The sequence below is a fragment of the Flavobacterium sp. J27 genome (assembly GCF_004303025.1).
Classification (GTDB): domain Bacteria; phylum Bacteroidota; class Bacteroidia; order Flavobacteriales; family Flavobacteriaceae; genus Flavobacterium.
In genome coordinates, this window is the sequence record NZ_PJQW01000010.1 from 1 (window position 1) to 25,137 (window position 25,137).

Here is a 25,137-nt window from a genome sequence, read left to right on the forward strand (position 1 = left end):
AGTGCAGTAGATTTTGTTGCTAATGTAGGTTTAAGTGCCAATGATGGTACTACCATTACAGCAGTAGTGTTTAATTTAGATGGACAAAATTTAAGTGTAAGTAATTCATCGAGTACTTATAATGCGAGTTGGACACCTACAGCCAATCAGTTTTCTGGAAATCATGTTTTAAAAGTAACAGCAACAGCATCAAATGGTACAACTGATGAAAAAACATATAACTTTACATTAACTTGTTCAGGATCTAATTGTCCTAATCAATTACCAGTAATTACTTGGAATGCTCCTACAAGCACAATTATTTATCAAAGTTCTTTACAAACTGTACCTATTTCGGTTTCAGCAACAGATACCGATGGAACAATAGCAAACGTAACTATTACAGTTAATGGAAGTACACATAATATGACTGCTGGTGCAAATAATACCTTTACATATAATTTTTTACCAACGGCTTATCAGGCTTATCCAATAGTTATTAAGGCTACTGACAATGTATCCGGACAAAAGTCTTTAGATAAAACAATTACCATAGCTACAATTTCTAATAATCGGTTTATTCCTTTACCAGATAAAGTAGTGTTGGGTTATGCTCATTCATGGGAAAATGCTGAAGCAACATTTTTATATTTCAATCAAATGGTTGGAACAAAATTTAATGTAGTGGCTTATGCTTTTATTGAAACGGTAAACAGAGATGGTTACACACCAGTTTTGACAACGAATGATAATCGTTATGTTACCAATGGTGTTTTTGACAGACAATTATTAAAAAATGATATACAAGCATTACGAAATAGTGGTGTACCAGTAATTGTATCCATTGGAGGACAAAACGGGCATGTTGTATTAGAAAACGTGGCACAAAAGAATACATTTGTAACAGGATTGAAAGCGATTATAGACGAATTTCAATTTGATGGTGTAGATATTGATTTTGAAGGAGGTTCGATGGATTTTGGAGCAGCAGGATTAACTGATTTTTCTTATGCAGGAATTTCAGCTTATCCAAGACTTAAAAATGTAGTTGATGCTTTTAAAGAATTAAAACAACATTATGGACCAGGTTTTATTTTAACTGCAGCACCAGAAACTTTTTATGTTCAAGTAGGTTACCAAAGTTATGCAGGAACAGCTGGTTCATTTTTACCCGTTTTACATAATTTAAGAAATGAATTAGACTTATTGATGGTTCAATTGTATAATTCAGGTCCAGTAGGTGGTTTAGACAATCAAAATTATTTTTCTGCCACACCAAACTTTGTCACTTCAATGACAGATATGCTTTTGAAAGGATTTAATGTTAGTACAACTGGTTTTCATTTTGATGCATTACCACCTTCTAAAGTGGTAGTAGCCTTACCAGCATGTCAACGAGCTGCAGGAACAGGTTATTTAGCTCCTTCAGAAGTCGTAAAAGCTTTAGATTACTTACGATTTGGAACTAATTTCTCTGGACGTACTTATACAATGCAATCTGGAGGACCTTATCCTGGTTTAAGAGGAGTAATGACTTGGTCAGTAAATTGGGACGCTGCTGCAAGTTGTGCTTCTAGTTATGGGTTTTCTAACACTTTAGGGAATTATTTTAATGGTTCACCTATTACAAGTAGAATTAATACTAATGATGTAAAAGGGTTTATTGTTGAAAATAAATTAACAGTTAAAACGAAAGAATCATTAATAAAACAAGTAAGTGTGTACAACCTTTTAGGACAATTAATTACCCAACAAAGTTTTATGGGAGATAAAAATGAAGTGGCCGTTTTTGATGACTATTTCAATACAAAGCAAATTTTTATTGTAAAAGTGGTTGATAAAGAAGAGATTGTAACTGAAATAAAAGTATATTAATTTTTTTCAATATAAATATTGGTTGTTATGTAACCTCCGTTATGCCTTGGTATAATGGAGGTTTTTTAAATTATTGTATGAATAAACTAACTTTTTTGAACATTTTTTTTAATTCTAATGTTAATTTTTTTAGTTTGTATTTGTTTATTAATAAAAAAAAATGTTAAATTTGACCATTAACAATTAAAATTATCGGCTTATACACGAAAACTACTTTTTAAAAATAATAGAACCCAAATTAATTTAAAAAGTATTGTTATGGCTAATAATTTGATTTCAGATGCACTTCTGGTAAAGAAATATATTGAGGGTGATGAAACAGCCTTAAGTATATTAATAGAAAGACACCAATCGAAAATTTACGGTTTTATTTACACCAAAATTCAGGATCGTGATGTTTGTGATGATGTATTTCAGGATACGTTTATCAAGGTAATTAAAACGTTAAAATCTAAATCCTATAACGAAGAAGGAAAGTTTCTCCCATGGGTAATGCGTATTGCGCACAATTTAATTATAGATTATTTTAGAAAATCTAAAAAAATGCCTTTACAAAGAGATAGTGAAGATTATTCTATTTTCTCTTATCTTACAGACAATAACTTAAATGTTGAGGATCAAATTATTCTTGACCAAGTAGAGTTTGATTTGTCTAGATTAATTGATGAACTTCCACAAGATCAAAAAGAAGTGCTTCAAATGCGTATTTATCAAGATTTAAGTTTTAAAGAAATTGCTGATTCAACGGGAGTTAGCATTAATACAGCTTTAGGTAGAATGCGTTACGCTTTAATGAACCTGAGAAAAGTTATTGAAAAAAATCAAATTATTTTAACGAATTAATACTAAATATTTTTTTTTGCCGTTATTAAATTATTAAATAACAAAATTTTTTATTGATGGCAAAACTTTACTCAAAACAAAAATTAGCTCCAAAGCACATGTTACCTAAAAAAGAAACAATTGCGTTTATACTTAATTATTCAAAAGCTTTAAGTATTAAGAAAATGGGTAATATGTCTTTTGAAATTATTGCTAATTAATTGGAATGCTTCATAAAAACTTTATGAAGCATTCTTTTTTAAGTAGGTTTCTATTACAGATTTTCTTCCTATAGTTCTCGTAATAATATCTTTTTCTAAATCCCAACCTCTTGCTGGTGAATATTCTCTACCGTACCAAATAATTTGTAAATGTAAATCGTTCCAAGTCTCTTCTGGAAAGATACGTTTGGCATCTTTTTCAGTTTGTTGTACATTTTTTCCATTACTTAAATTCCAACGGTACATAAGTCTATGAATATGAGTATCTACTGGAAATGCAGGAACACCAAAGGCTTGGCTCATAACAACACTTGCTGTTTTATGTCCTACAGCAGGTAAACTTTCAAGAGCTTCGAAACTTTGTGGAACTTCACCATTGTATTTTTCAATTAAAATTTCAGACAAGCCATGAATACCTTTCGATTTCATTGGAGACAATCCACATGGTCTTATAATAGCTGCAATTTCTTCAATGCTCATTTTTATCATATCATAAGGATTATCAGCTTTGGCAAATAATAAGGGTGTGATTTGATTTACCCTAACATCAGTACATTGAGCTGAAAGCAAAACAGCTACTAATAAAGTATATGGATCTTTATGATCTAATGGAATTGGAATTTCAGGATATAATTCGTTTAACTTATTTATAACAAATGTTACTTTTTCGTTTTTAGTCATTTTTGTATTTTTATTGTCTTATAATAACTTTAAAGCAAAGTTAAACTTTTAACACTGTAAAATAAACAAAAATGACAACATTAAAAAAAGGGGATAAGGCACCTGATTTTTCAGGATTAGATCAGGATGGAAAAAAGCATACGCTGAAAGATTATAAGGGAAAAAAACTAGTTGTTTTCTTTTATCCTAAAGCAAGTACACCAGGTTGTACTGCTGAAGCTTGTGATTTGAGAGATAATTTTGAACGATTTAACTCTAATAATTATGCTTTGTTAGGAGTAAGTGCCGATAGCGCTAAAGCGCAAACAAAATTTATTGAAAAATACAATTTACCTTTTCCATTGTTAGCTGATGAAGATAAAGCAGTGATTACGGCTTTTGGGGTTTGGGGACCCAAAAAATTTATGGGAAGAGAGTATGATGGTATTCATCGAACTACTTTTATTATTGACGAAAATGGAATAATTGAAGAGGTAATTGAAAAAGTAAAAACAAAAGAGCATAGTTCTCAAATATTGGGATAAAAAATCGGTAAAAAGAAAAAGCTGTCGTTTTTGACAGCTTTTTTTAATATATAACTATTTGCTTGTTTGACTCAATGATTCTTTGGGTTGGTATCCAAATAAACGGTGTTTTTTAATTAACTCTGCATTTCCTTCAGGTAACATATCTTCCCAACCTTCTTCTCCATTTCCAATCATTTTTAATACTTGTCTTGAGAAAATATCTAGGTTTTTTTCTTCAAAATCTGTAATATCTACTACTTTTCCATTAAACTTAAAGAATTTATATAACTCTTTCATTCGAGGATGTACTTTTAAGTTTTCAGAATTAATCAAATTACCTTCATCATCTTTCATTGGATATAAATATACTTTTAAATCGCGATAGAAAAGTTTACCAAAAGCCTCCAAAATACCTCCAGATAAATGGCGGTAATATTTTTCGTCAAAAATATCCACTAAATTGTTTACTCCCATAGCTAGTCCCATGCGAGCTTTAGTGTAATTAGAAAAATATTCAACTACTTTAAAATATTCTTGGAAGTTAGAAATCATAACGGTTTGTCCTAAAGAACAAAGTAATTCAGCTCTATCTAAGAAATCTCTTTCATCGATTTCGCCTTCTGCTTTTAAGTTGGATAAAGTAATTTCAAATACAACAAAAGTATTATCGATATCTACCTTTTTTTCTTCTATAAACATGTTGTACGATTTCATATACATGTTCATGTTTACTTTTGTAACAGGTCTAAAACTACCTCTTAAAGCTAAAATGTTTTTCTTATATAATACTGCTGCAGGCAAAATGTTATTTCCGTCAGGACCAAACATTACTGCATCGGTCATACCGTTTTTAACTAATTGTAAACTCATTAATCGATTGTCTACTTCAGCAAAACGTGGACCAGAAAAATTAATAGTATCTATTTCTAATTGATCCTTATCTAAATGGTCGTATAAATAGCGAAGTAATTTTTTGGGACTACTGTGTTTATAAAACGCACCATAAATTAAATTAACACCTAAAATTCCTAGAGTTTCTTGCTGCAGTTTAGCGTCAGTTTCTTTAAAACGAATGTGTAATATAATTTCGTTATATTCTTCATCTGGTTCTACTTGAAATTTAATTCCTACCCAACCATGACCTTTATATTGTTTTGCAAAATCGATTGTGGCTACTGTATTGGCATAACTAAAAAACAATTTGTTAGGATGTTTGTCTCTTTTTAAACGTTCTTCTATTAATTGTGTTTCATGAGCTAACATCTTTTTTAGACGACTTTCCGTTACATATCTACCATCATCTTCAATACCATAAATTGCATCACTGAAATCCTTGTCATAAGCAGACATCGCTTTTGCAATAGTACCTGAAGAAGCTCCAGCTCTAAAAAAATGGCGTACCGTTTCTTGTCCGGCACCTATTTCTGCAAAAGTACCGTAAATGCTTTCATTTAAGTTTATACGTAAAGCTTTGTCTTTAATTGAAGGGATTTGTTCAATAACTTTATCACCTCTCACTTTTATGTCTGTCACAATACTTCTCATCAAATTTATCTTTAGGATAGTAGCAGTTAATCTTTCTAATACTGCAAAGTTAATTAAAATGATAAAAACTACTGCAAATATTATTATTTTTGTACAATATGAACAACATAAAAGTTTATTTTTTAGGAACCGGTACTTCACAAGGAATTCCAGTTATAGGGAGTAATCATCCTGTATGTTTAAGTAATGACCATAAAGATAAAAGGTTACGGGTTTCCGTTTGGGTATATTCTCATGATTTTTCAATCGTAATAGATTGTGGTCCCGATTTTAGACAACAAATGTTAACTTCTAAATGTAATGCTATAGATGCGATTTTGTTTACACACGAGCATGCAGATCATACCGCTGGTTTAGATGATATTCGACCATTCTATTTTAGACAAGGAGATATTCCTGTATATGCACATGAGAGGGTTTTAAAAAATTTAGAAAAACGATTTGATTATATTTTTCTAGATGAAAATAAATATCCTGGCGCACCATCTGTAACTACTACTGAAGTAAAAGAAGACAATAGTTTTTGGGTTAAAGAACAGCATATAGAACCAATTAATGCCAGTCATGGAGATTTACAGGTTTTTGGTTACAAAATAGCCGATTTAGTGTATTTAACAGATATAAAAGCTATTGAAAGTAAAGAAATTGCAAAAATTAAAGAATGCAACGTTTTGGTAGTTAATTGTTTGCGTGAAGAACCACATCACTCCCATTTTAATTTAGATGAAGCTTTAGATTTTATATCTTTGGTGCAACCTAAAAAAGCTTATTTAACACATATAAGTCATATGCTAGGTTTTCATGAAGAAATTCAAAAAAAATTACCTGAAAATGTATTTGTAGCTTATGATAATTTAGAAATTTTAATTTAAAATATTAGATACCAAAACTTTAAAAACAGAACCTAACTAAAGTTAAAAATACAAATAGAATGTTTTTAACTTTACTAAAAATGAAACGAATGAAAAACACTTTTTTATACTTATTTATTTTTGCCCTTTTACTAAACATTTTTCAATATGTAAATTCGAATAAAATTTTAGATGCTAAAGAAAAAGAAGTTCAGTTAACAAAGGAACGTTTAAAAATAGCCAGAGATTCTATCATAACGGTAGGATATAACGATTATTTTGATATTGAAAAAGACCAAGACGCTCAAGATTATTTCTACTCTAAAAATTTGGATTATGTAAAAGTGATGCAAAAAGTAAACGAAGATATGGTAGACTTAAATACCAAACCCAATGGTAATCCTTTAATTCCATATGAACCAATAGATGGGAAAAACTTTATTATTAATAAAGCTAAAATATTAAATCATAGATGGATTATTGCTGAATTTTCTAATACGGAATTATGGGGGCAAATTTTAGTGAAATACTTTTACAACGATGATAAACCTACCGATTTTGAAACTGTAGAAACTATTTTATACGAAAAACAAAAATTACAATAAAATAAAAAAGCTCTTGAAAAGGAGCTTTTTTTATTTGAAACGAATCTGTATTTTTGCATCACACAACTACTTTATTTTATGTATAAACTACTTATTCGTCCTATACTTTTTCTTTTTGACCCAGAAAAAGTACATTATTTTACTTTTTCACTTATTCGTTTTTGTCACAAATTAGGACTTGGTTCCGTTTTTAAATCAATGTATACTGTTGCAGACAGTCAATTAGAAAGAGAAGTTTTTGGGTTGAAATTTAAAAACCCTGTAGGATTAGCGGCTGGTTTTGATAAAGACGCTAAATTATATAATGAACTCTCAAATTTCGGTTTTGGTTTTATTGAAATTGGTACATTAACTCCAAAAGGACAAGAAGGTAATCCTAAAAAAAGATTATTTCGTTTAAAAGATGACCAAGCAATTATTAATCGAATGGGATTTAATAATGGCGGTGTTTTTGAAGCTGTAGAAAGACTTAAAAAGAATTCAGGTGTTTTGATAGGTGGAAATATTGGAAAAAATAAAGTAACTCCAAATGAAGCTGCGGTTCAGGATTATGAAGTCAGTTTTGAGGCTCTTTTCCCTTATGTAGATTATTTTGTTGTCAATGTGAGTTCACCTAATACACCTAATTTACGTGCTTTGCAAGATAAAGAACCGTTAACTGCTCTTTTGCAAACCTTACAACAGAAGAACGCAAGTAAACCCACACAAAAACCAATATTACTAAAAATTGCTCCCGATTTAACAAACGAACAATTGTTAGACATTATTACTATTGTAAACGATACAAAAATAGCTGGTGTTATCGCTACTAATACAACTATTTCAAGAGAAGGATTACAATCTGAAAATAAAAAAGAAGTGGGTGGTTTGTCTGGTAAACCATTAACAAATAGAAGTACAGAAGTGATACGCTTTCTTTCAGAAAAAAGTAACCAATCTTTTCCTATTATTGGGGTAGGAGGTATTCATTCTGTTGAAGATGCTCTTGAAAAATTAGAAGCAGGCGCTAGTTTAATACAATTATACACTGGTTTTATATACGAAGGGCCCAAATTAGTGCGCAATATTAACAAGGCAATTTTATCTTCTAAAACGATTTCGTAAAATAGAATTCTTTACTATCTTTGGCTACCCATGAAAAATGTCAAAATAATAGAATGCCCTAGAGATGCCATGCAAGGCATTAAAGATTTTATTCCTACTCAAAAGAAAGTACAATACATACAATCTCTTTTGAGAGTAGGTTTTGATACTATCGATTTTGGAAGTTTTGTTTCTCCAAAAGCCATTCCGCAAATGCAGGATACTGCTGAAGTTTTAAAACAACTTGACTTATCTGGAACGAAAAGTAAGTTGCTAGCTATTATAGCTAACACAAAAGGGGCTGAGTTAGCTTCTGTACATCCAGAAATCAACTATTTGGGGTTTCCTTTTTCTATATCTGAGAATTTTCAAATGCGTAATACACATAAGACCATAGCAGAGTCTATCGTTACTCTTCAGGAGATTTTAGACATTGCTGCAAAATCGAATAAAGAAGTTGTGACTTACATTTCGATGGGATTTGGCAACCCTTATGGCGATCCTTGGAATGTTGATATTGTGGGAGAATGGACCGAAAAACTTGCGAATATGGGAGTAAAAATTCTTTCTTTATCAGATACTGTTGGTAGTTCAACACCAGAGGTAATTGATTATTTATTTTCTAATTTAATTCCTAAATACCCACACATAGAGTTTGGAGCGCATCTTCATACCACACCCGATTCTTGGTTTGAAAAAATTGATGCTGCTTACAAAGCGGGATGTCTTCGGTTTGATGGTGCCATTAAAGGTTTTGGAGGATGTCCTATGGCTAAAGATGATTTAACTGGAAATATGCCCACAGAGAAGATGCTTTCTTATTTTACAGCTAATAAAGTAGATACAAATTGTCATGCAATACATTTTGAAAGCGCTTATAACGAGTCTTTAAAAATATTTGACAACTACCATTAATTACTTTATGATGGATTCATTTTTACAATATTTAGGTTGGTATACTGTTTTTATTCCCTTTTTTTTAGTGGTTTTTGGTTTCTTGTCTTTTGTTTTTCTTTACTGTAAATTAAAAGGACCTCACGACGTTTTAGCCAGTATTCTTTTTTATATTCCTATGATATGTTCGTTATTCTTAGGTGTGTTATTATTTTATACTTCTTTCTTTTGGATTACGCTAGGAATCTATTTAGTTATTTTTATACTTGTTACCATTTTCTCTTTTAAAGCTTTAGCCGAAGCATTAACTGATAAAACAGGTATGGGAGTAACTATGTTTTCTGGTTTAGTCAGTATGTATATTTTAACTTTTTGTATCATTCTTAAATTTATAGTTGTATTATTAAGATAAAACTTAGAAACTAAAAATTTTTATTATATCCTTTTTGTATTTTGGAATAATTACTCTAAAAGGTTTCCCCATGATTCTTAAATAAAAATAAAAAATAATGCTAAAAATTATTACGCTAATTTGTTTTCCAATAATATTTCCAAGCATTAACGTTGTAAACTGCTCCTCCATAGAGAAACTTAAAGTGTAAAAAATGCAAGAATCAAATAAGCTGATGATGCTTGTGGATATGAAAAGTTTAAAGAATAACATTTTTTTTACAAATTTATAATTTAAAAATTCATATATAATAATCAATAAAATGGAATCAATATATAATAAGCTTGTACCAATTAGAAACACAGTTATGTCAAAATTATATATTCTTTCAAGATTGTCTTTATAGAGTGAATATTGATCAATAAATATTTGTTGAAGTGTAATATAAGATAATATGGTTATTGCAATATTTGAAAAGATTAAACCATATATCAAGCTTCTTGTTTTTTTTATACTTTCTGTATGAAAAACAAGAAGAATGCTAAACAATGAAGACGTATATAAAATGCTTGAGCCAGGGGAGAAAATAAATAAATCAAAATATAGATTATAAACACTTGCAGATAGTATTGTTTGAAAAAATTGTATAGCTCCCAAGAAAATAAATAATGGACCAATACCAAATTTTTTTATTGAAAAATGCATAGAAACTATCATAATAGCTATTAATAGTGTTTCTAAAAGTAAATAAAGAAATGATTCCATCTTATAAGTGATATGATTTTATAAATTAAAAATATAAAAAAAAACAACTCTTCTTATTTTAATTTATTCTAAATTAAATTTTTTCTTTACAAATAAGTTCCTATTTTTGCACCGAAATTATTTTAAATAAATCTAAATAAATAAGTTTTATGCGATCTAAAAGTATTTTATTTTGTACAGCTTTATTAACGGCTATTGGTTTTGTTTCTTGTTCAGAAGATGAGAATATTGTTTCTGAAAATAATGTGACAGTTCCAGCAACTTATGAGTTTAATAGAGGTAACGAATCTACAGTTGATTTTAGTGGGCAATCTAACAGATTGTTAATGCTTACAGAAATGGGTAATTATATAAAAAATCAAGCTGTAGCTGCTACTGTAGTAGATGTTGCTGTGCTAAATAATATGTATGCTAATCAAAACGATCCGTTTTCTACTACAGAAATGAATACTTCTGGAAAGCAATTAAAAGATAAAACAGCAGCATCTAGAGATTATTTTGTAAATCTTAGTGGTGGTGGTTCAGCTATTGAACAAACAGAGGTAAGAGCTTTTTTTGAATCTCAATTTGCAGATGCTAATGCAGCTAGCCAAGGAAATAATGCGGAAGCTAATGTAGCTGGAAAATATTTAGATGGTTCTTCTGTTCGACTTTTTGCAGCTAATGGTTTAGAGCCTCAACAAGTTTTATTAAAAGGGATGATGGGAGCTTGTTTTATGGATCAAATTGTAAACAATTATTTAAGTACTGCAGTTCTTGATGAAGGGAACAATAAAGTTAATAACAGTAATAAGGTTTTAGAATCTGATAAAAGTTACACTAAAATGGAACACTTGTGGGATGAAGCTTATGGTTATGTTTATGGAGCAGATGGTGGAAAATTTTGGGATAGTTACATCAATCAGGTAAATGCTGATGCAGATTTTAATACAATCAAGAATGATATTGAACTAGCTTTCAGAAAAGGTAGAGCAGCTATAGTTGCCAATAATTATGCAGTAAGAGATGCACAAATTAAAATTATCAAAACTAAATTAGCTTTAGTTCCAGCAGTAAGAGCGGTTTATTACCTGAAAGAAGGAAAAGGGAAATTAATTACAGATAATGGAGCGAAGGCTTTTCATGCACTTTCTGAAGCTTATGGTTTTATTATGGCTATACGTTATACGAATAATCCAATAACCAATGCGCCTTATTTTTCTAAGACTGAAGTTAATGTTATTCTAAGTGATTTAACGGCAGGTACTAATGGATTATGGGATGTTGACTATTTGGATACTAAGTTAGACGAACTTGCAACTACTATTGCTACACGTTTTAATTTTACAGTAGATCAAGCAGCTACAGTAAACTAAGATTGATCGAAAATAGACTGTCTTAACAGAATACAACATTATAAATTTTATTAGAATGAAAAAGATATTTTTTTTACTAGTTGTTTTAACTGTAACTGTTTTTGTTGCGTGTTCTAGCGATTCAACTGATACAACTGATACAAATGAGCCAGATATAAGTGGAGATAATTATAATAGAACCGAATTATTAACCAATTGGGCTGATAATATTATTATTCCAAGATATGAAAATTATCAAACTGAAGTGGTGCAGTTGGAGTCAAAAATGAGTGCTTTTATAAGTAGCCCTAATCAAACTAATTTAGACGAAGTAAGAACTGCTTGGTTAGAAGCTTACAAAGCCTATCAGTACGTAGGTATGTTTTCTGTTGGTAAAGCAGAAACTATAAATTTAAATAGTGCGACTAATATTTATCCTACAAACCCAGTTGGAATTCAAACTAATATTTCTTCTGGAACATATAATTTTGCGTTGTTATCACAATATGACAAACAAGGACTGCCTGCTGTTGACTTTATGATTAATGGTTTAGCTGCTACAGATGCAGAGATTATCGATTTCTATACGACTCATGTAGATGCAGCCAAATACAAACAATACCTAACCGATTTGGTTAATCAATTAAAAGTAAATATTAATGCAGTTGTAACCGATTGGAATGATAGTTTTAGAAATACATTTATCAGCAATAGCGGAAACTCTGTGAGTAGTAGTACCAATAGAATGGTAAATAATTTTATAAAATACTTTGAAAGAGACATTCGTTCTGGTAAAGTAGGAATTCCAGCCGGACTTTTTTCTAGCGGAACTTTATATCCTGACAAAGTAGAAGCCTATTATAAAAATGATGTTTCAAAAGTATTATTAAATGAGTCAATCCAAGCTTCAAAAGATTTCTTCAATGGAAAATACTTTAATAATGACAATGAAGGATCTAGTTTAAAGTCCTATTTAGATTATTTGAATGCTAAAAGAAATGGTCAAAATTTGAGTACTATTATTGAGACTCAATTTCAAACTATTTTTACAACAAATACTTCTTTAAGTGATAGTTTTTCTAATCAAGTTAATACAAATAATACAGCTATGATTGCTAGTTTTGATGCCATGCAACAAAATGTGGTTTATTTAAAATTAGATATGATGCAAGCTTTGAATATTACAGTTGATTATGTAGATGCAGATGGTGATTAAAAGTATACTTAAAAATGATACAAGCTTATCTAAATAAAAAATCAGAAACCGTAACGCTAGCTTTTTTTAGGCTGGCGTTTGGTTTAATGATGCTTTTTAGTCTTATTCGATTTGCTAGTTATGGATGGATTGATAAATTTTACATTCAACCGAGATTTCATTTTACTTATTATGGTTTCGAATGGGTAAAACCATGGGGTACTTACACCTATATTTTATTTTTTATTTGTGGTTTAGCAGCGTTATTTGTTGCAATTGGTTACAGATACAAAATCGCAATTATCATTTTCTTTTTAAGTTTTACTTACATCGAATTAATGGATAAAACAACCTATCTGAATCATTATTATTTTATTTCAGTTGTTAGTTTTATTCTTATTTTTTTACCCGCTAATGCTAATTACTCATTCGATGCTTTTCTGAATAAAAATGTAAAGAAATTACAAATTCCTAGTTGGAACATTGATATACTGAAATTAACGTTGGCCATTGTCTATTTCTATGCTGGTTTAGCCAAACTCAATTCCGATTGGTTACTTGAAGCGATGCCATTAAAAATTTGGTTACCTAATCAATCAAACACACCAATTATTGGAAATTTATTTCATCATGAATGGGTTCAGTATGCTTTTAGCTGGTTTGGAGCATTATATGATTTGATTATTCCTTTTTTACTTTGGAACAAAAAAATGAGGAATATTGCTTTTGTTTTTGTGGTAGTGTTTCATGTGTTAACCAAAATTTTATTCCCAATAGGTGTTTTTCCTTATGTAATGATTATTAGTACGCTAATTTTCTTTAGTGCTGGGTTTCATAAACGAATTATGAATCATATCTTTGCCGCGTTTAAAAGTAAAGTTGGTGTTTTTGAAGTAGAAGAAAGAAATAATCGGAATGAAAAGCAATCCCTAAATCATCTAAAAATGTATTTTTTAGCCTTATTTATGGTATTTCAGTTGCTTTTCCCGTTTCGTTATTTACTTTACCCAGATGAGTTGTTTTGGACCGAAGAAGGGTTTCGATTTTCTTGGAGAGTCATGTTAATGGAAAAAGCGGGTTACGCCCAATTTTATGTAACAGACGCTACAACAAAACAAAAAAAAGTAATTGATAATAGTCGTTTTTTAACGCCTTTTCAAGAAAAACAAATGGCTTTTCAACCCGACTTTATATTAGAATATGCACATTTTTTACACAATTATTACCAAAAAACAGGAGTAAATAATCCTATAGTCACAGTAGATAGCTATGTTGCTTTAAACGGAAGACTAAGTAAACGATATATTGATCCTAATATAGATTTAGCTAAACAATATGAATCATTCCAACACAAAACGTGGATTTTACCTTTTGAAGATACCATCAAAGGCTTTTAATATAGTTGTATTCTTTTTTATAATAACCACTTTTGCACAAAAAAATGTAAAAGGAGTTATTACAAATAACCTTAATAAACCGCTTGAGCATGTTGAAGTGTATAATAAAACAACCTATCAATATACACATAGTAATGCTAATGGAGAATTTGAAATTACTTCGTTAAATGATGGTAATAATACAATCGTTTTCTTTTTACAAGGATATCAAATTGAAGAAAAAACCATTCAACCAAGCACTAGTAATCTTCAAATTACATTAAAAGAATTAACCACAGCTCTCTCAGAAGTGGTTATCATTAAAGAAAAAGAAAAGCAATTTGCCCTCAATAAATTGAAGGATATTGAAGAAACCGCTATTTACGCAGGTAAAAAAACAGAAGTCATTTCCTTAGATAAAATTACAGCCAATAAAGCTACAAATAACCCAAGACAAGTGTATGCTCAAGTGGTAGGTTTAACTATTAATGAAAGTAATGATGGAGGGTTGCAATTGTCCATTGGAGGTAGAGGGTTAAACCCAAATCGAACTTCAAATTTTAATACCAGACAAAACGATTACGATATAAGTGCAGATGTTTTGGGGTATCCAGAAAGTTATTACGCAACCCCTACAGAAGCTTTAGAATCAATTCAAATCGTAAGAGGTGCCGCTTCTTTACAGTATGGAACTCAATTTGGAGGTATGATTAATTTTAAAATAAAAAGACCTACCTTAAAACCTATCGAAGTAATTACCAGAAATACCATAGGTTCCTATAATTTGTTTACCAATTTTTCTAGTGTGAGCGGTACAAATGGTAAATTCAGTTATTATACTTATTATAATTATAAAACAGGAGATGGATTTAGACCTAATTCTCAATTTGATTCGAAATCTTTTTTTGCTAATTTAAATTATCAATTTACAGCCAATACTTCGCTACACTTTGATTATACCTATTTTGATTATCTAGCCAAACAACCAGGTGGCTTAACCGATGTGATGTTTAATCAAGATCCAAAACAAAGTAATAGAAATAGAAACTGGTTTGATGTCAATTGGAATTTGTATGCTTTACGTTTTAAACATCATTTTCAACATGATGCCGATTTTTCACTGCAATTATTTGGTTTAAATGCTTCCAGAAAGGCACTTGGATATCGCTCTAATCGTGTTTCTAGTGCAGATGTGGAAGGCACAGGAAGAGATTTAATTATTGGTGATTTTGTGAATTGGGGAGCAGAAGCTCGTTATCTAAAAAAATATGATTTCTTTGGTAAACGCAATGCTTTTTTATTAGGAGCTAAATATTATCAGGCTAAAAATGCAGGTATTCAAGGACCAGGAAGTTCCGGTAGCGATGCCAATTTCAATGTGGCAACAGATGAATTTCCTAATTATGCAAATCAGTCAGATTATTCATATCCAAACTTAAATATTTCTGTATTTGGTGAAAATATTTTTAAAATTACCGATGCATTTTCTATTACACCAGGATTTCGTTATGAAAATATCAAAACACAAGCCAATGGTTATTACAGAAGGATTAATACAGATTTAGCAGGTAATGTTTTACAGGATAACACGATTAATGAAGAAAATATAAAAGAAAGGCAATTTTTTCTTTTCGGTATTGGTACCAGTTATAAAATGAAAAATGGCTTAGAATTATACGGAAATATTTCTCAAAATTATCGTTCGGTAACGTTTAACGACATACGTACTGCTGCACCAAGTTTTGAAATTAGTCCCGATATTACGGATGAAAAAGGATATACTTCTGATATAGGTATGAGAGGGAAAATCAGAGATATTATTTCTTTTGATGCCAGTGTGTATGCCTTGTATTATAATGATAAAATAGGGGAAACATTTATTTTAAGTCCAACACAAGCAGTGCCTGTTCGTTTTAGAGATAATATTGGTACCGCTTTAACTTATGGTTTTGAATCGTTACTGGATTGGAATATTAGCAAAACTTTCTTTAGAGAACATCTCGATTTTATTTGGACTGTTTTCTCAAATGTTGCTTTAACTGATTCGGAATATATAAAATCAGAAAACATGGCTGTAAAAGGCAATAAAGTGGAGTTTGTGCCTAACTTTAATTTAAAGTTCGGAACAGGAATTGGCTATAAAAACTTTTTATCAAGCCTACAGTTTACCTACGTTTCTTCCCAGTTTACAGATGCTATAAATAATGAAACGAATGTTAATGATAATACTTTTGGTATTTATGGTGAAATTCCTGCGTATCAAGTTCTAGACTTTTCTGCTTCATATAAGTGGAAAAAACTTAAATTTGAAGCTGGAATAAACAATGTATTAAATTCTTGGTATTTTACAAAAAGAGCAACAGGTTATCCAGGACCCGGTATTATCCCATCTGAACCAAGAGTTTTTTATACCACTATCGAATTTAGATTTTAAGAAACAATTCTTGTATGTATAAAGTAGGTTTCATTTTTGCCATTTTAAGTACCCTTTTTGGAAATTCTTTTTTTCAAAATGAAGAAATGGTTGCTTCTTCAAATGTAAAATATAATATTTTATTTGTTGGAAATAGCCTTACCTATACTAATGATTTACCAAAATTAGTAAAAGAAGAAGCCAAACAAAAAGGAATAAAAGTATCCGTTGAAATGCTTGCCTACCCAAATTATGCTATAGAAGATCATTGGAATGAAGGCAAAGTTCAAAAACGTATTGCTTCTAAAAACTATGACTTTGTAATCATACAACAAGGACCTTCTTCTCAATCTGAAGGTAGAAATATGTTACTAGCAAGTGGAAAAAAATACCGTGATTTATGTCAATTACATGGCGCCCAACTTTGTTATTTTATGGTGTGGCCATCGATAAATAATTATCAAACGTTTGATAAAGTAATTCAAAATTACAAGGATGCTGCTACTATGAACGATGCTATAATTCTCCCTGTAGGTGAAGTTTGGAAATCATATATCGACAGCACAAATAATTTAGATTATTTTAGTACTGATGCGTTTCATCCTTCTTTAAAAGGAAGTAAAGTTGCTGCCCAAGTTATAGTGAAGTATTTGTTCCATAACAAATAAAAAATAAGATGCTTAAAACTAATAAATGGTTATTACTAATCTTACTTTTTGGATTTACTCCCTTTTTTTTGCACAAAACTATTTGTTGCCAAATGAAGAACTAATTTTTGGTTTTGAAACACAAAGAGGAAAAAAACTAGTTTTAGCAAAAGATAAAAACAATGCTTATATTATCTATAGATTTGGTACCATTGAAAAATTGGTACCATTGAAAAAGTAGAATTAGAATTTCCTAAAAAAGATAAAAATAGTTGGCAAGCATTCAACTACTATTTTTATTTTAGAGGAGGTGGTATACAAAACGAAGGTATGGATTTAAATTATATAAAATTTATAAATGCCGATTATGAATACTGTATTTTTGACACCTATTATGCTATTGAAAATAGTATGACTATTGGTATAGAAATCAGGAATACAACATCGAACAAAGTAAGTTACATAAAAGGTATTAAGAGTGCTCAAAAAGGAAGCCTTATAGGCTTTAGATACAACGAACTACTAGAAGTTCATGATGCTTTTGATGGAGATTAATTTTACCCTACTAAATACAACATACAACGCATTAGATATTAATAAATCATTAAGTTGTTAAAAATATTTTTATTTTTATTTGTATTAAATCTAAATAATGATAATTTTGCACCAGTTAATAATCCATTAGGTAGATAGTAAATGTCCCCAAAATACAAATGGCAAACTAACCTAAAAGAAATTAAGTGGGCATTAATCTTCCTTATCAATAAATATTTTATACAGATGAAAAAAGTTCGTTTTTTTAAGCCATTACTTTTAGTTGCAACTTTAGCTTTAGCTTTTAACGGGTGTCAAAGTGATGATGATGCCATTCAAAGAATATCAAAAACGGAAGTAATTAAAAATTATGCTGCTATTGTACATGCTAATTATTTACAAGCCTATAATGACGCTGTTGCACTAAAAACGGCAATTACGAATTTTACTACTGCACCTTCGCAAACGTTATTTAATGAGGCGAAAATGGCTTGGCAAACAGCTAGAGAAAGCTATGGAACTACGGAAGCTTTTCGTTTTATTGACGGACCAATTGACGATGAAAACGGACCAGAAGCGCTATTGAATTCTTGGCCTATGGATGAGAACTATATTGATTACGTAGATGGTGCGCCTACTGCTGGAATTATCAATAATACAGCAACGTATCCTACACTTTCTAAAGCTTTATTGGTAAGCTTAAATGCAATTGATGAATCTAATGAAACAAATATAAGCGTAGGTTATCACGCTATCGAATTCCTTTTATGGGGACAGGATTTAACAGCACCATCTGCTAATTTACCAGGGCAAAGACCATATACTGATTTTGTGGATGCAGGAACAGCCTCTAACCAAGATAGAAGAAGAGAATATTTGAATATTTGTGCCGATTTACTGACTGATAATTTAGCTTATTTAGTAGACCAATGGAAACCAAACGGAACTTACCGAAATTATTTCTTAAACTTAAATGAAAATGTAGCACTTAAAAAAATGTTTACAGGTGCTATTGTATTAGTTTATTCTGAATTAGCTATCGAAAGAGTAAATGTGGCTTTGTATAATCAAGATCAGGAAGATGAACATTCTTGTTTTAGTGATAATACGCACAGAGATATTCGCTTAAATTTACAAGGTGTTATTAATGTATACCAAGGTGATTATGGTACTATTTCTGGAGTTTCATTGGAAAACTTAGTAAGAGAGAGTAACTTTAATTTAGCAAACGAAGTAAATGAAGCTATTGCTGATGCTAAAGAAAAAACAAACGCTACTTTGATTCCTTTTGATATGGCTATTCAAGATGGACCTACTTCAACGGAAGGAGCAAAAGTGAAAGCAGCTGTGGAAGCTATGCAATTAATGGGGTCAAATTTAAATGCAGCAGCGCAAAGCTTAGGTATTACAATTGACTAATTTTTATATTTTCTAATAGTAAAATTTTATACAAATGAATAAGCAGTTATTTAAAAGTATTTATGTATTGCTTTTTACAAATTGTATTCTTTTTACCTCATGCTCTTCTGATGAAGATAATGGGGAATACCAACTCTTACCCGATGAAAACGAGCAGTATTCTGGTGGTAGAAATGGAACTTCATTTAACACTTCAGGAGAAGCTTTTGGTTTTTTCTCGTTTAGTTTAACATTTGAACAACAAACCGATTTTGGAATTGGAAATTCCTTTTTCAGACAGAATTGGGTAACCGCCCCTGCAAGTGCAACGGCTCGTGATGGTTTAGGGCCTTTTTATAATGCTATTTCTTGCTCAAGTTGCCACTTTAAAGACGGTAGAGGAAGACCACCAATGTATAATGGTGAATTAGGAACGGGGTTATTATTGCGCCTTAATTTACCACAAACCGATGCTCATGGAGGTTATTTACCCGAAACTACTTATGGTAATCAATTACAGGATGTGGCTATTTTAGGTCACGATAAAGAAGGAGAATATACGATTACCTATCAGTATTTTTATGAAACTTATGCCGATGGAACGCAAGTTGAATTAAGAAAACCAGACTATTCCATTGTAAGCCTTAATTATGGTGCTTTGTCAGGTTCAGTAGCTATTTCTCCTAGAGTGGCTAACCAAATGGTAGGAATGGGATTATTAGAAGCTATTCCAGAAGCTACTTTACTGAGTTATCAAGACATAACTGATAGTAATGGTGACGGAATTTCTGGAAAAGTAAATTATGTCTATGATGTGGTTTCTCAAACTACTCAAATGGGAAGGTTTGGTTGGAAAGCTAATCAACCCAATGTAAAACAACAAGTTGCAGCTGCTTTTTCTGGGGATATTGGTATTACATCCTCTATTTTTCCAAACGAAAATATACCAGCTGGTTATGATGGTTCTTCCATTCCAAATGGTGGTACACCTGAAATAACAGATGAAACTTTGGAAAAAGTTGTATTGTATTCTAGTGCATTATCGGTACCAGCCAGACGTAATTATCAATCGCAACAAGTATTAAAAGGAAAAGAAATTTTTAATGCTATTGACTGTGCTAAATGTCATATTCCGAAAATGACAACGAGTAATAATTACTATATAGAAGCATTTAGAAATCAGATAATTCGACCATATACCGATTTATTATTACACGATATGGGACCAGAATTAGCAGATAATGCACCCGATTATTTAGCCGATGGAAATGAATGGAGAACGCCTCCTTTATGGGGAATTGGTTTAATACCTACAGTAAATAATCATACCTATTTGTTGCACGATGGTAGAGCAAGAAATGTGGAAGAAGCAATTTTATGGCATGGAGGAGAAGCAACTGCTGCCAAAAATAACTTTAAAAATTTAAGTCAAACCGACCGTCAAAAAGTATTGGATTTTATCAATTCGTTATAAGGATAAATGCAAAGGCTACTTTTGTAAGCCCTATTTTTAAAAGAGTCGTAGCTGTTTTTGTTAGTTCAGCTACGGCTTTTTTAATTTAAAAATAAGCTTAAAATGATATGATGTGTTGTTTTTAAACGAGTTATGGGTGTAATTTTTGTAAAATACACTAATTAAGATTATTTTTATTAGAAATATGCCTTTCGAAATTTAAAATTGATAAAATGAAAAGTAACTTTTTTAAAATTAGTAGTGCCGTACTGATTAGCATAACTATCATTGTAACCTTCTTATATACTCGATTTTATGAGTATTACAACTATAATGAAAGCGACACTTTTCAAGTTACTGTAGGTGATACATTTCAAATTAAATTAAGAGAAAACTCGTCCACAGGTTATATTAATTGTTGGATAAACCAAAATCAAGCAACGGGAGTAACATTAGTAAATGAAGCAACACATAACAGTTTAAGCGGATTATTTGGAGCCAGTGGAGCAGGGGAAATTAAGACCTTAACTTTTAAAGCCTCTCAAAAAGGGAACTATACTATTAAGATAGCCAAATGTCCTGCTTTACGAGAAAAGAAACCATGTAGTGAATACTCAGAAGCTACCAGTAGTGTTGAAAATGAATTTTTTGTTACGGTAATCAATTAAAAATACTTATAAAGAATACTACATTAGTAACGTCTCTTGTATAAAAAATAGTAACTTTATATGCTAAACTAAAATATATACTTATGAAATTAGGCGCTTTTTCTATTAGTCTTACTGTTAAAGATATTCATAAATCGAAAGCCTTTTATGAAAAATTAGGCTTTACTTACAAAGGAGGAAATATAGATCAGAATTGGATTGTTTTGAAAAATGAAAATGCGGTTATTGGTCTTTTTCAAGGGATGTTTGATAAAAATATCATGACATTCAATCCAGGTTGGGATGGGAATGCGAAACCTCTCGATACTTTTGATGATGTAAGGGAGATTCAAAAACAATTGCAAGTATCTGGTATCGAATTAACTCGTGAAGCTGATGCCTCTACTCAAGGGCCAGAATATATTACGTTAACCGATCCTGATGGCAATTCAATTTTAATTGACCAACACAGATAATTAAAAACTAAAAATTAAAAACTAAAAATTAAAAACTAAAAATTGAAATATACGATGGCAACAGTAAATATATATTTAACGTTTAATGGTAACTGTGAAGAAGCTTTTACCTTTTATCAATCGGTTTTTGGAGGTGAATTTCCTTATATAGGAAAGTTTAAAGACATGCCTAAAAATGAAGAATGCCCAGAAGTAAGCGAAGCCGACGCAGAAAAAATCATGCATGTAACCTTGCCTATTAGTAAAGAAACTTGTTTAATGGGAAGTGATACTGGTGGCGAATGGGCATCAAGTTTTCAACAAGGGAATAATTTTTCTATTTCAATTAATGCAGAAAGTAAAGCAGAAGCAGATAAATTATTTACAGCTCTTTCTGAAGGAGGACAAATAACAATGCCAATGAATCAAAGTTTTTGGGGGGCTTATTTCGGTATGTTTACTGATAAATTTGGTATCAATTGGATGGTTAATTTTGATGAGCAACCTAAAGACTAAAAGATTTAAATAAAATACTATGATAAAAAAATCGCATTACTTGGTGCGATTTTTTATCATTTTATGCCTACGCATCAAAAAAAAACATTTTGGATTAAGAACCTAAACTTTTACGTTGGTAGACGTAAAATTTTACCCTAAGGACCTAAAGTTTTAGGTTAGGAGACGTAAAATTTTACCCTAAGGACATAAAATTTTAGGTTGGTAGACATAAAATTTTACCCCAAGGACTTAAAATTTTAGGTTTTTGGGTGTTTTTTATGCTAAAAAATTCAAATTTGGACGTTTTCTTTAAAAAAATGCAAGAAGTAAGGCTGTCAAAATAATTGTTCTTGAAGGTTACGGTGAACAAACTATTTTTAACAGCCTTGATTAACACTAAAGAATATCTTTATATTTATTGATGGGCAGGCGTATGCACTCTTAATTTTTCAATTTCTAAATGATGCAATTGTACCGCTAATTCTTCTCTAATACCAGCATAATCTGGATCATAAGCTAAATTGTTGTATTCTGAAGGATCATTTTCCAAATCATACAATTCATATTGTTGGTAATACGCGCCAAAAACATCAAAATAATAGGCATATTTCCATTTTTCGGTACGAATGCATCGAATACGATTGGCTGCTCTTACAATATTCCAATTGTGATTTGAACCAGCTTTAATATCATCATATGTAAATAATATACTATCCTGAACCGCTTTGTCTTCTTCAATAATAGGTAACAAACTATTTCCAGCAAGACCTGTTGGCGCATTAGAAACATTGGCTATTTCTAAGAAAGTAGGCATAATATCGACCAAAGTCGCTAAGCTCATTGAATTTTTATTTTGAGCACCATCAAATAAAATTGGGTTTGAAATTACTAAAGGAATACGCAAAGCTTCTTCATAGGCAACAAACGTTTTCTGACGCAAACCTCCATGTGCTAAGCCCATTTCTCCATGATCTGACGTGAAGGTAACAATCGCTGAATCAGCCAAACGATTTCCGTTTTCATCTTTTTTGTATAATTCGTCTACAAAACGACCAATTTCTTTGTCTACTTCTGTTAAAAGAGAGGCGTAGAAATTCACATAATTTAATTTGTCTTCCAAAGAAATAATTTCGCCCAAACTCATGGCCATGTTCAGTTTAATTTGCTCCTGAGCCATTGGTTTTTTATTCAATAATAAGTTTTCACTTTCGGTATCTGGTAAGCTAATATCTCTTTTAGACCAACTATCTGGATGATATCCACAAGTTCCTGCAGTTTTTGGGTAAGCCAATACATCATGAGGGTTTACCAAAGAAAGAATTAATAAATAAGGTTTGTGATCTCCTTTTTTACGTCTTTCTTTTACTTCTTGTAAATATTGAATAGCTTCTGCGGTATATCGCGCATCATGATTGGCAAAACCACCCCCAAAATTCAACGGATTTACATCTTCACCAGCATCGGGAGCTATCCAACCCATAGCACCGTATAATGAAATATCAGCAGCTGTTAAACTTTCATAATTTGTTTTTGTACCAGTAGGAGCAACTCCTTTACTCATGTGCCATTTGCCACGATATTGTACATCATAACCATCTGCCCAAAAAGTATTCATTAAATTTGGTAATGAGGTATCTAGAGTAGGTTCTTGAGGTGATAATAAACCTCCTTCTGTAAGGGTTTGTGTTACACCGTGTTTTGCAGGATAAATACCCGTAAACAAAGTAGTACGACTTGGCGAACACATACACGTATTGCAAAACGCGCGATCAAAACTAAACCCATTTTCCTTTAAGAAAGTAAGCGTTTTTAAATTTTCTTTTTCCCAATTTGGTGGAAAATGCTGTGTAGCACGTTGTTCGTCTGTAATAATAAGAATCAGATCTGGTTTTTCGGTAATTTCTTTCAGTTTTTGTTTAAAATCCATCATGTTCAAGTTTAAAGTGTTTGTATTAAAAATGATACGTTTTTTTTTAGAATACGTTTGTTATCATTTGTTGAGGCTAATTTCTAATAAAATGAAATTGTATACTAGCGTAGAATTACCTGTTTTTACAATTAGGTAGTTTGAACGAATGGGGAAGGAGGATTTTGAGTTACTGTTGTATTTTGGTATATGGAATAGTTTAGATTTGTTGGAGTTTATTAAAGAATAGTTGTATATTAGATTAAAATAATTAGTTTGTAAAAGTAAAATAGAATTATTTTGTAAAAATTTTAATCAATTGAAATGCAGGCAAATAGAGTTATTTTTTTATATTTTACAATGTCTTTATTCACAAACATCGGTTATGGACAAGACACCATTAAATTGATGCAAAAACCCAAAGTGATTCTTAAAAGTTGGTATCCCGAATATAAAGATTTTCCAAAATTAAAAATAGGAAAAAGAAAGCTCATATTTATTGTAATTCCTGAATTTGATAATACCAATTTTTGGAAGAATCATATTAATTTAAAAGCAATTAATGCTGAAGTTGATATAGAAGAATTAAAAAAAGAGAATCAATATTTGGTTTTAGTCCATGCAACTAACCAGCAAGAAATTGAATTTGAATTATGGTATGATTTAGAGGGAGATACTATCCTAATGTATAAGAATGAAAATTGGATAAATGCCAAAACTCTTTATAAATTAGATCACAATAGAATATTAATTGATACGGTAAAATTGCAGTTGGAAAACTAAATTATCTGATTGTTACTAGAATATTAACATAAAAATGAAATACACTATTATATTTATTTGGACATTTTATTTTCTTCTTTTTATAAAGATGTAATCATACAATAGGTAGAGAATTTAGATGGGGATTTTTCATTTTCAAAAAAACAGTCTTTAGAATGTGAAGCTTGGTGATATGAGTTTTCGGGTTGTACAGCAATTTATGCCAAACAGTTGAGCAAAGATTCTATCGAATGTTATACTTTAGCCAATGAAGCAACACATAGTACTTTAAAATTTTACA

General features: G+C 30.7%; 26 protein-coding genes. 22 read left to right on the top strand and 4 right to left on the bottom strand.

The window, feature by feature from the left end; all coding sequences use genetic code 11:
• The 3 genes from CX675_RS13740 to CX675_RS19870 form a co-directional block, all read left to right on the top strand.
• Positions 1–1,854 (top strand): glycosyl hydrolase family 18 protein (locus CX675_RS13740; RefSeq protein ID WP_130735822.1); only part of this gene is annotated, 1,854 nt, incomplete at its 5' end.
• Positions 1,855–2,112: 258 nt separating this feature from the next.
• Complete coding sequence (locus tag CX675_RS13745) at positions 2,113–2,697, top strand: RNA polymerase sigma factor (protein ID WP_130735823.1); 585 nt, start codon at positions 2,113–2,115, stop codon at positions 2,695–2,697.
• 56 nt (positions 2,698–2,753) lie between these two features.
• Positions 2,754–2,897: a hypothetical protein gene (locus CX675_RS19870; RefSeq protein WP_165396051.1), complete on the top strand. Its 144-nt coding sequence runs from the start codon at positions 2,754–2,756 to the stop codon at positions 2,895–2,897.
• Between the two features lie 21 nt (positions 2,898–2,918).
• Here CX675_RS19870 and nth read toward each other — a convergent pair whose 3' ends face one another.
• The gene (nth, locus tag CX675_RS13750) at positions 2,919–3,578 is read right to left on the bottom strand and encodes an endonuclease III (RefSeq protein WP_130735824.1); all 660 of its coding nucleotides are present in this window, start codon (positions 3,576–3,578) and stop codon (positions 2,919–2,921) included.
• A 71-nt stretch (positions 3,579–3,649) separates the two neighbouring features.
• Here nth and bcp point away from each other — a divergent pair, with 71 nt between their 5' ends.
• Entirely contained in the window at positions 3,650–4,102 is a 453-nt protein-coding gene (bcp, locus tag CX675_RS13755; RefSeq protein WP_130735825.1) for a thioredoxin-dependent thiol peroxidase, read from the top strand.
• A gap of 54 nt (positions 4,103–4,156) precedes the next feature.
• Here bcp and CX675_RS13760 read toward each other — a convergent pair whose 3' ends face one another.
• Positions 4,157–5,620: a TonB-dependent receptor gene (locus CX675_RS13760; protein WP_165396059.1), complete on the bottom strand. Its 1,464-nt coding sequence runs from the start codon at positions 5,618–5,620 to the stop codon at positions 4,157–4,159.
• A 116-nt stretch (positions 5,621–5,736) separates the two neighbouring features.
• On the opposite strand from CX675_RS13760, the gene CX675_RS13765 reads away from it, so the two are divergent.
• The 5 genes from CX675_RS13765 (at position 5,737) to CX675_RS13785 (ending at position 9,474) form a co-directional block, all read left to right on the top strand.
• Positions 5,737–6,501 carry an MBL fold metallo-hydrolase gene (locus CX675_RS13765; protein ID WP_130735969.1) on the top strand — a complete coding sequence of 255 codons (765 nt, stop codon included), beginning with the start codon at positions 5,737–5,739 and terminating at the stop codon, positions 6,499–6,501.
• A gap of 89 nt (positions 6,502–6,590) precedes the next feature.
• Complete coding sequence (locus CX675_RS13770) at positions 6,591–7,085, top strand: hydrolase (RefSeq protein ID WP_130735827.1); 495 nt, start codon at positions 6,591–6,593, stop codon at positions 7,083–7,085.
• A 78-nt stretch (positions 7,086–7,163) separates the two neighbouring features.
• Positions 7,164–8,189 (top strand): quinone-dependent dihydroorotate dehydrogenase, encoded by a 1,026-nt coding sequence (locus CX675_RS13775; protein ID WP_130735828.1) that lies wholly within the window; start codon positions 7,164–7,166, stop codon positions 8,187–8,189.
• A gap of 30 nt (positions 8,190–8,219) precedes the next feature.
• A complete protein-coding gene (locus CX675_RS13780) occupies positions 8,220–9,083 on the top strand; it encodes a hydroxymethylglutaryl-CoA lyase (protein ID WP_130735829.1) in 864 nt (287 codons plus the stop codon).
• Between the two features lie 7 nt (positions 9,084–9,090).
• On the top strand, positions 9,091–9,474 hold the full coding sequence (locus CX675_RS13785) for a hypothetical protein (RefSeq protein ID WP_130735830.1): 384 nt from the start codon (positions 9,091–9,093) through the stop codon (positions 9,472–9,474).
• Between the two features lie 3 nt (positions 9,475–9,477).
• Here CX675_RS13785 and CX675_RS20345 read toward each other — a convergent pair whose 3' ends face one another.
• Positions 9,478–10,218 (bottom strand): VUT family protein, encoded by a 741-nt coding sequence (locus CX675_RS20345; protein ID WP_130735831.1) that lies wholly within the window; start codon positions 10,216–10,218, stop codon positions 9,478–9,480.
• Between the two features lie 149 nt (positions 10,219–10,367).
• On the opposite strand from CX675_RS20345, the gene CX675_RS13795 reads away from it, so the two are divergent.
• From CX675_RS13795 to CX675_RS13850, 12 genes are all read left to right on the top strand, one after another.
• Positions 10,368–11,573, top strand: coding sequence for a DUF4856 domain-containing protein (locus tag CX675_RS13795; RefSeq protein ID WP_130735832.1), 1,206 nt, complete (start codon positions 10,368–10,370; stop codon positions 11,571–11,573).
• A gap of 55 nt (positions 11,574–11,628) precedes the next feature.
• On the top strand, positions 11,629–12,768 hold the full coding sequence (locus CX675_RS13800) for an imelysin family protein (protein WP_130735833.1): 1,140 nt from the start codon (positions 11,629–11,631) through the stop codon (positions 12,766–12,768).
• Positions 12,769–12,782: 14 nt separating this feature from the next.
• Positions 12,783–14,144, top strand: coding sequence for an HTTM domain-containing protein (locus CX675_RS13805; protein ID WP_130735834.1), 1,362 nt, complete (start codon positions 12,783–12,785; stop codon positions 14,142–14,144).
• Complete coding sequence (locus CX675_RS13810; RefSeq protein ID WP_370277769.1) at positions 14,119–16,557, top strand: TonB-dependent receptor domain-containing protein; 2,439 nt, start codon at positions 14,119–14,121, stop codon at positions 16,555–16,557. The genes CX675_RS13805 and CX675_RS13810 overlap by 26 nt, the downstream gene beginning before the upstream one ends.
• A 14-nt stretch (positions 16,558–16,571) precedes the next feature.
• Positions 16,572–17,204, top strand: a complete 633-nt coding sequence (locus tag CX675_RS13815) for an SGNH/GDSL hydrolase family protein (protein WP_130735836.1) — start codon at positions 16,572–16,574, stop codon at positions 17,202–17,204.
• Between the two features lie 25 nt (positions 17,205–17,229).
• Entirely contained in the window at positions 17,230–17,424 is a 195-nt protein-coding gene (locus CX675_RS13820) for a hypothetical protein (RefSeq protein ID WP_130735837.1), read from the top strand.
• Between the two features lie 89 nt (positions 17,425–17,513).
• Positions 17,514–17,738, top strand: coding sequence for a hypothetical protein (locus CX675_RS13825; RefSeq protein WP_130735838.1), 225 nt, complete (start codon positions 17,514–17,516; stop codon positions 17,736–17,738).
• A 225-nt stretch (positions 17,739–17,963) separates the two neighbouring features.
• Entirely contained in the window at positions 17,964–19,136 is a 1,173-nt protein-coding gene (locus tag CX675_RS13830) for an imelysin family protein (protein WP_130735839.1), read from the top strand.
• 34 nt (positions 19,137–19,170) lie between these two features.
• Entirely contained in the window at positions 19,171–20,589 is a 1,419-nt protein-coding gene (locus CX675_RS13835) for a di-heme oxidoredictase family protein (RefSeq protein ID WP_130735840.1), read from the top strand.
• A 212-nt stretch (positions 20,590–20,801) separates the two neighbouring features.
• Positions 20,802–21,236: a protease inhibitor I42 family protein gene (locus CX675_RS13840; RefSeq protein WP_130735841.1), complete on the top strand. Its 435-nt coding sequence runs from the start codon at positions 20,802–20,804 to the stop codon at positions 21,234–21,236.
• 83 nt (positions 21,237–21,319) lie between these two features.
• Entirely contained in the window at positions 21,320–21,691 is a 372-nt protein-coding gene (locus tag CX675_RS13845) for a VOC family protein (RefSeq protein ID WP_130735842.1), read from the top strand.
• A gap of 54 nt (positions 21,692–21,745) precedes the next feature.
• Positions 21,746–22,186, top strand: coding sequence for a VOC family protein (locus tag CX675_RS13850; protein WP_130735843.1), 441 nt, complete (start codon positions 21,746–21,748; stop codon positions 22,184–22,186).
• 397 nt (positions 22,187–22,583) lie between these two features.
• Here CX675_RS13850 and CX675_RS13855 read toward each other — a convergent pair whose 3' ends face one another.
• The gene (locus CX675_RS13855; RefSeq protein WP_240723643.1) at positions 22,584–24,098 is read right to left on the bottom strand and encodes a sulfatase-like hydrolase/transferase; all 1,515 of its coding nucleotides are present in this window, start codon (positions 24,096–24,098) and stop codon (positions 22,584–22,586) included.
• A 336-nt stretch (positions 24,099–24,434) separates the two neighbouring features.
• Here CX675_RS13855 and CX675_RS13860 point away from each other — a divergent pair, with 336 nt between their 5' ends.
• Entirely contained in the window at positions 24,435–24,857 is a 423-nt protein-coding gene (locus CX675_RS13860; RefSeq protein WP_130735844.1) for a hypothetical protein, read from the top strand.
• Positions 24,858–25,137: the final 280 nt, after the last annotated feature.

What these genes read in the sequence shown, in the direction of transcription:
- CX675_RS13745 (WP_130735823.1), top strand. Translation starts at nt 2,113, where the DNA reads ATGGCTAATAATTTGATTTCAGATGCACTTCTGGTAAAGAAATATATT.
- CX675_RS19870 (WP_165396051.1), top strand. Translation starts at nt 2,754, where the DNA reads ATGGCAAAACTTTACTCAAAACAAAAATTAGCTCCAAAGCACATGTTA.
- nth (WP_130735824.1), bottom strand. Translation starts at nt 3,578, where the DNA reads ATGACTAAAAACGAAAAAGTAACATTTGTTATAAATAAGTTAAACGAA.
- bcp (WP_130735825.1), top strand. Translation starts at nt 3,650, where the DNA reads ATGACAACATTAAAAAAAGGGGATAAGGCACCTGATTTTTCAGGATTA.
- CX675_RS13770 (WP_130735827.1), top strand. Translation starts at nt 6,591, where the DNA reads ATGAAAAACACTTTTTTATACTTATTTATTTTTGCCCTTTTACTAAAC.
- CX675_RS13775 (WP_130735828.1), top strand. Translation starts at nt 7,164, where the DNA reads ATGTATAAACTACTTATTCGTCCTATACTTTTTCTTTTTGACCCAGAA.
- CX675_RS13780 (WP_130735829.1), top strand. Translation starts at nt 8,220, where the DNA reads ATGAAAAATGTCAAAATAATAGAATGCCCTAGAGATGCCATGCAAGGC.
- CX675_RS13785 (WP_130735830.1), top strand. Translation starts at nt 9,091, where the DNA reads ATGATGGATTCATTTTTACAATATTTAGGTTGGTATACTGTTTTTATT.
- CX675_RS20345 (WP_130735831.1), bottom strand. Translation starts at nt 10,218, where the DNA reads ATGGAATCATTTCTTTATTTACTTTTAGAAACACTATTAATAGCTATT.
- CX675_RS13795 (WP_130735832.1), top strand. Translation starts at nt 10,368, where the DNA reads ATGCGATCTAAAAGTATTTTATTTTGTACAGCTTTATTAACGGCTATT.
- CX675_RS13800 (WP_130735833.1), top strand. Translation starts at nt 11,629, where the DNA reads ATGAAAAAGATATTTTTTTTACTAGTTGTTTTAACTGTAACTGTTTTT.
- CX675_RS13805 (WP_130735834.1), top strand. Translation starts at nt 12,783, where the DNA reads ATGATACAAGCTTATCTAAATAAAAAATCAGAAACCGTAACGCTAGCT.
- CX675_RS13815 (WP_130735836.1), top strand. Translation starts at nt 16,572, where the DNA reads ATGTATAAAGTAGGTTTCATTTTTGCCATTTTAAGTACCCTTTTTGGA.
- CX675_RS13820 (WP_130735837.1), top strand. Translation starts at nt 17,230, where the DNA reads ATGGTTATTACTAATCTTACTTTTTGGATTTACTCCCTTTTTTTTGCA.
- CX675_RS13825 (WP_130735838.1), top strand. Translation starts at nt 17,514, where the DNA reads ATGGATTTAAATTATATAAAATTTATAAATGCCGATTATGAATACTGT.
- CX675_RS13830 (WP_130735839.1), top strand. Translation starts at nt 17,964, where the DNA reads ATGAAAAAAGTTCGTTTTTTTAAGCCATTACTTTTAGTTGCAACTTTA.
- CX675_RS13835 (WP_130735840.1), top strand. Translation starts at nt 19,171, where the DNA reads ATGAATAAGCAGTTATTTAAAAGTATTTATGTATTGCTTTTTACAAAT.
- CX675_RS13840 (WP_130735841.1), top strand. Translation starts at nt 20,802, where the DNA reads ATGAAAAGTAACTTTTTTAAAATTAGTAGTGCCGTACTGATTAGCATA.
- CX675_RS13845 (WP_130735842.1), top strand. Translation starts at nt 21,320, where the DNA reads ATGAAATTAGGCGCTTTTTCTATTAGTCTTACTGTTAAAGATATTCAT.
- CX675_RS13850 (WP_130735843.1), top strand. Translation starts at nt 21,746, where the DNA reads ATGGCAACAGTAAATATATATTTAACGTTTAATGGTAACTGTGAAGAA.
- CX675_RS13855 (WP_240723643.1), bottom strand. Translation starts at nt 24,098, where the DNA reads ATGATGGATTTTAAACAAAAACTGAAAGAAATTACCGAAAAACCAGAT.
- CX675_RS13860 (WP_130735844.1), top strand. Translation starts at nt 24,435, where the DNA reads ATGTCTTTATTCACAAACATCGGTTATGGACAAGACACCATTAAATTG.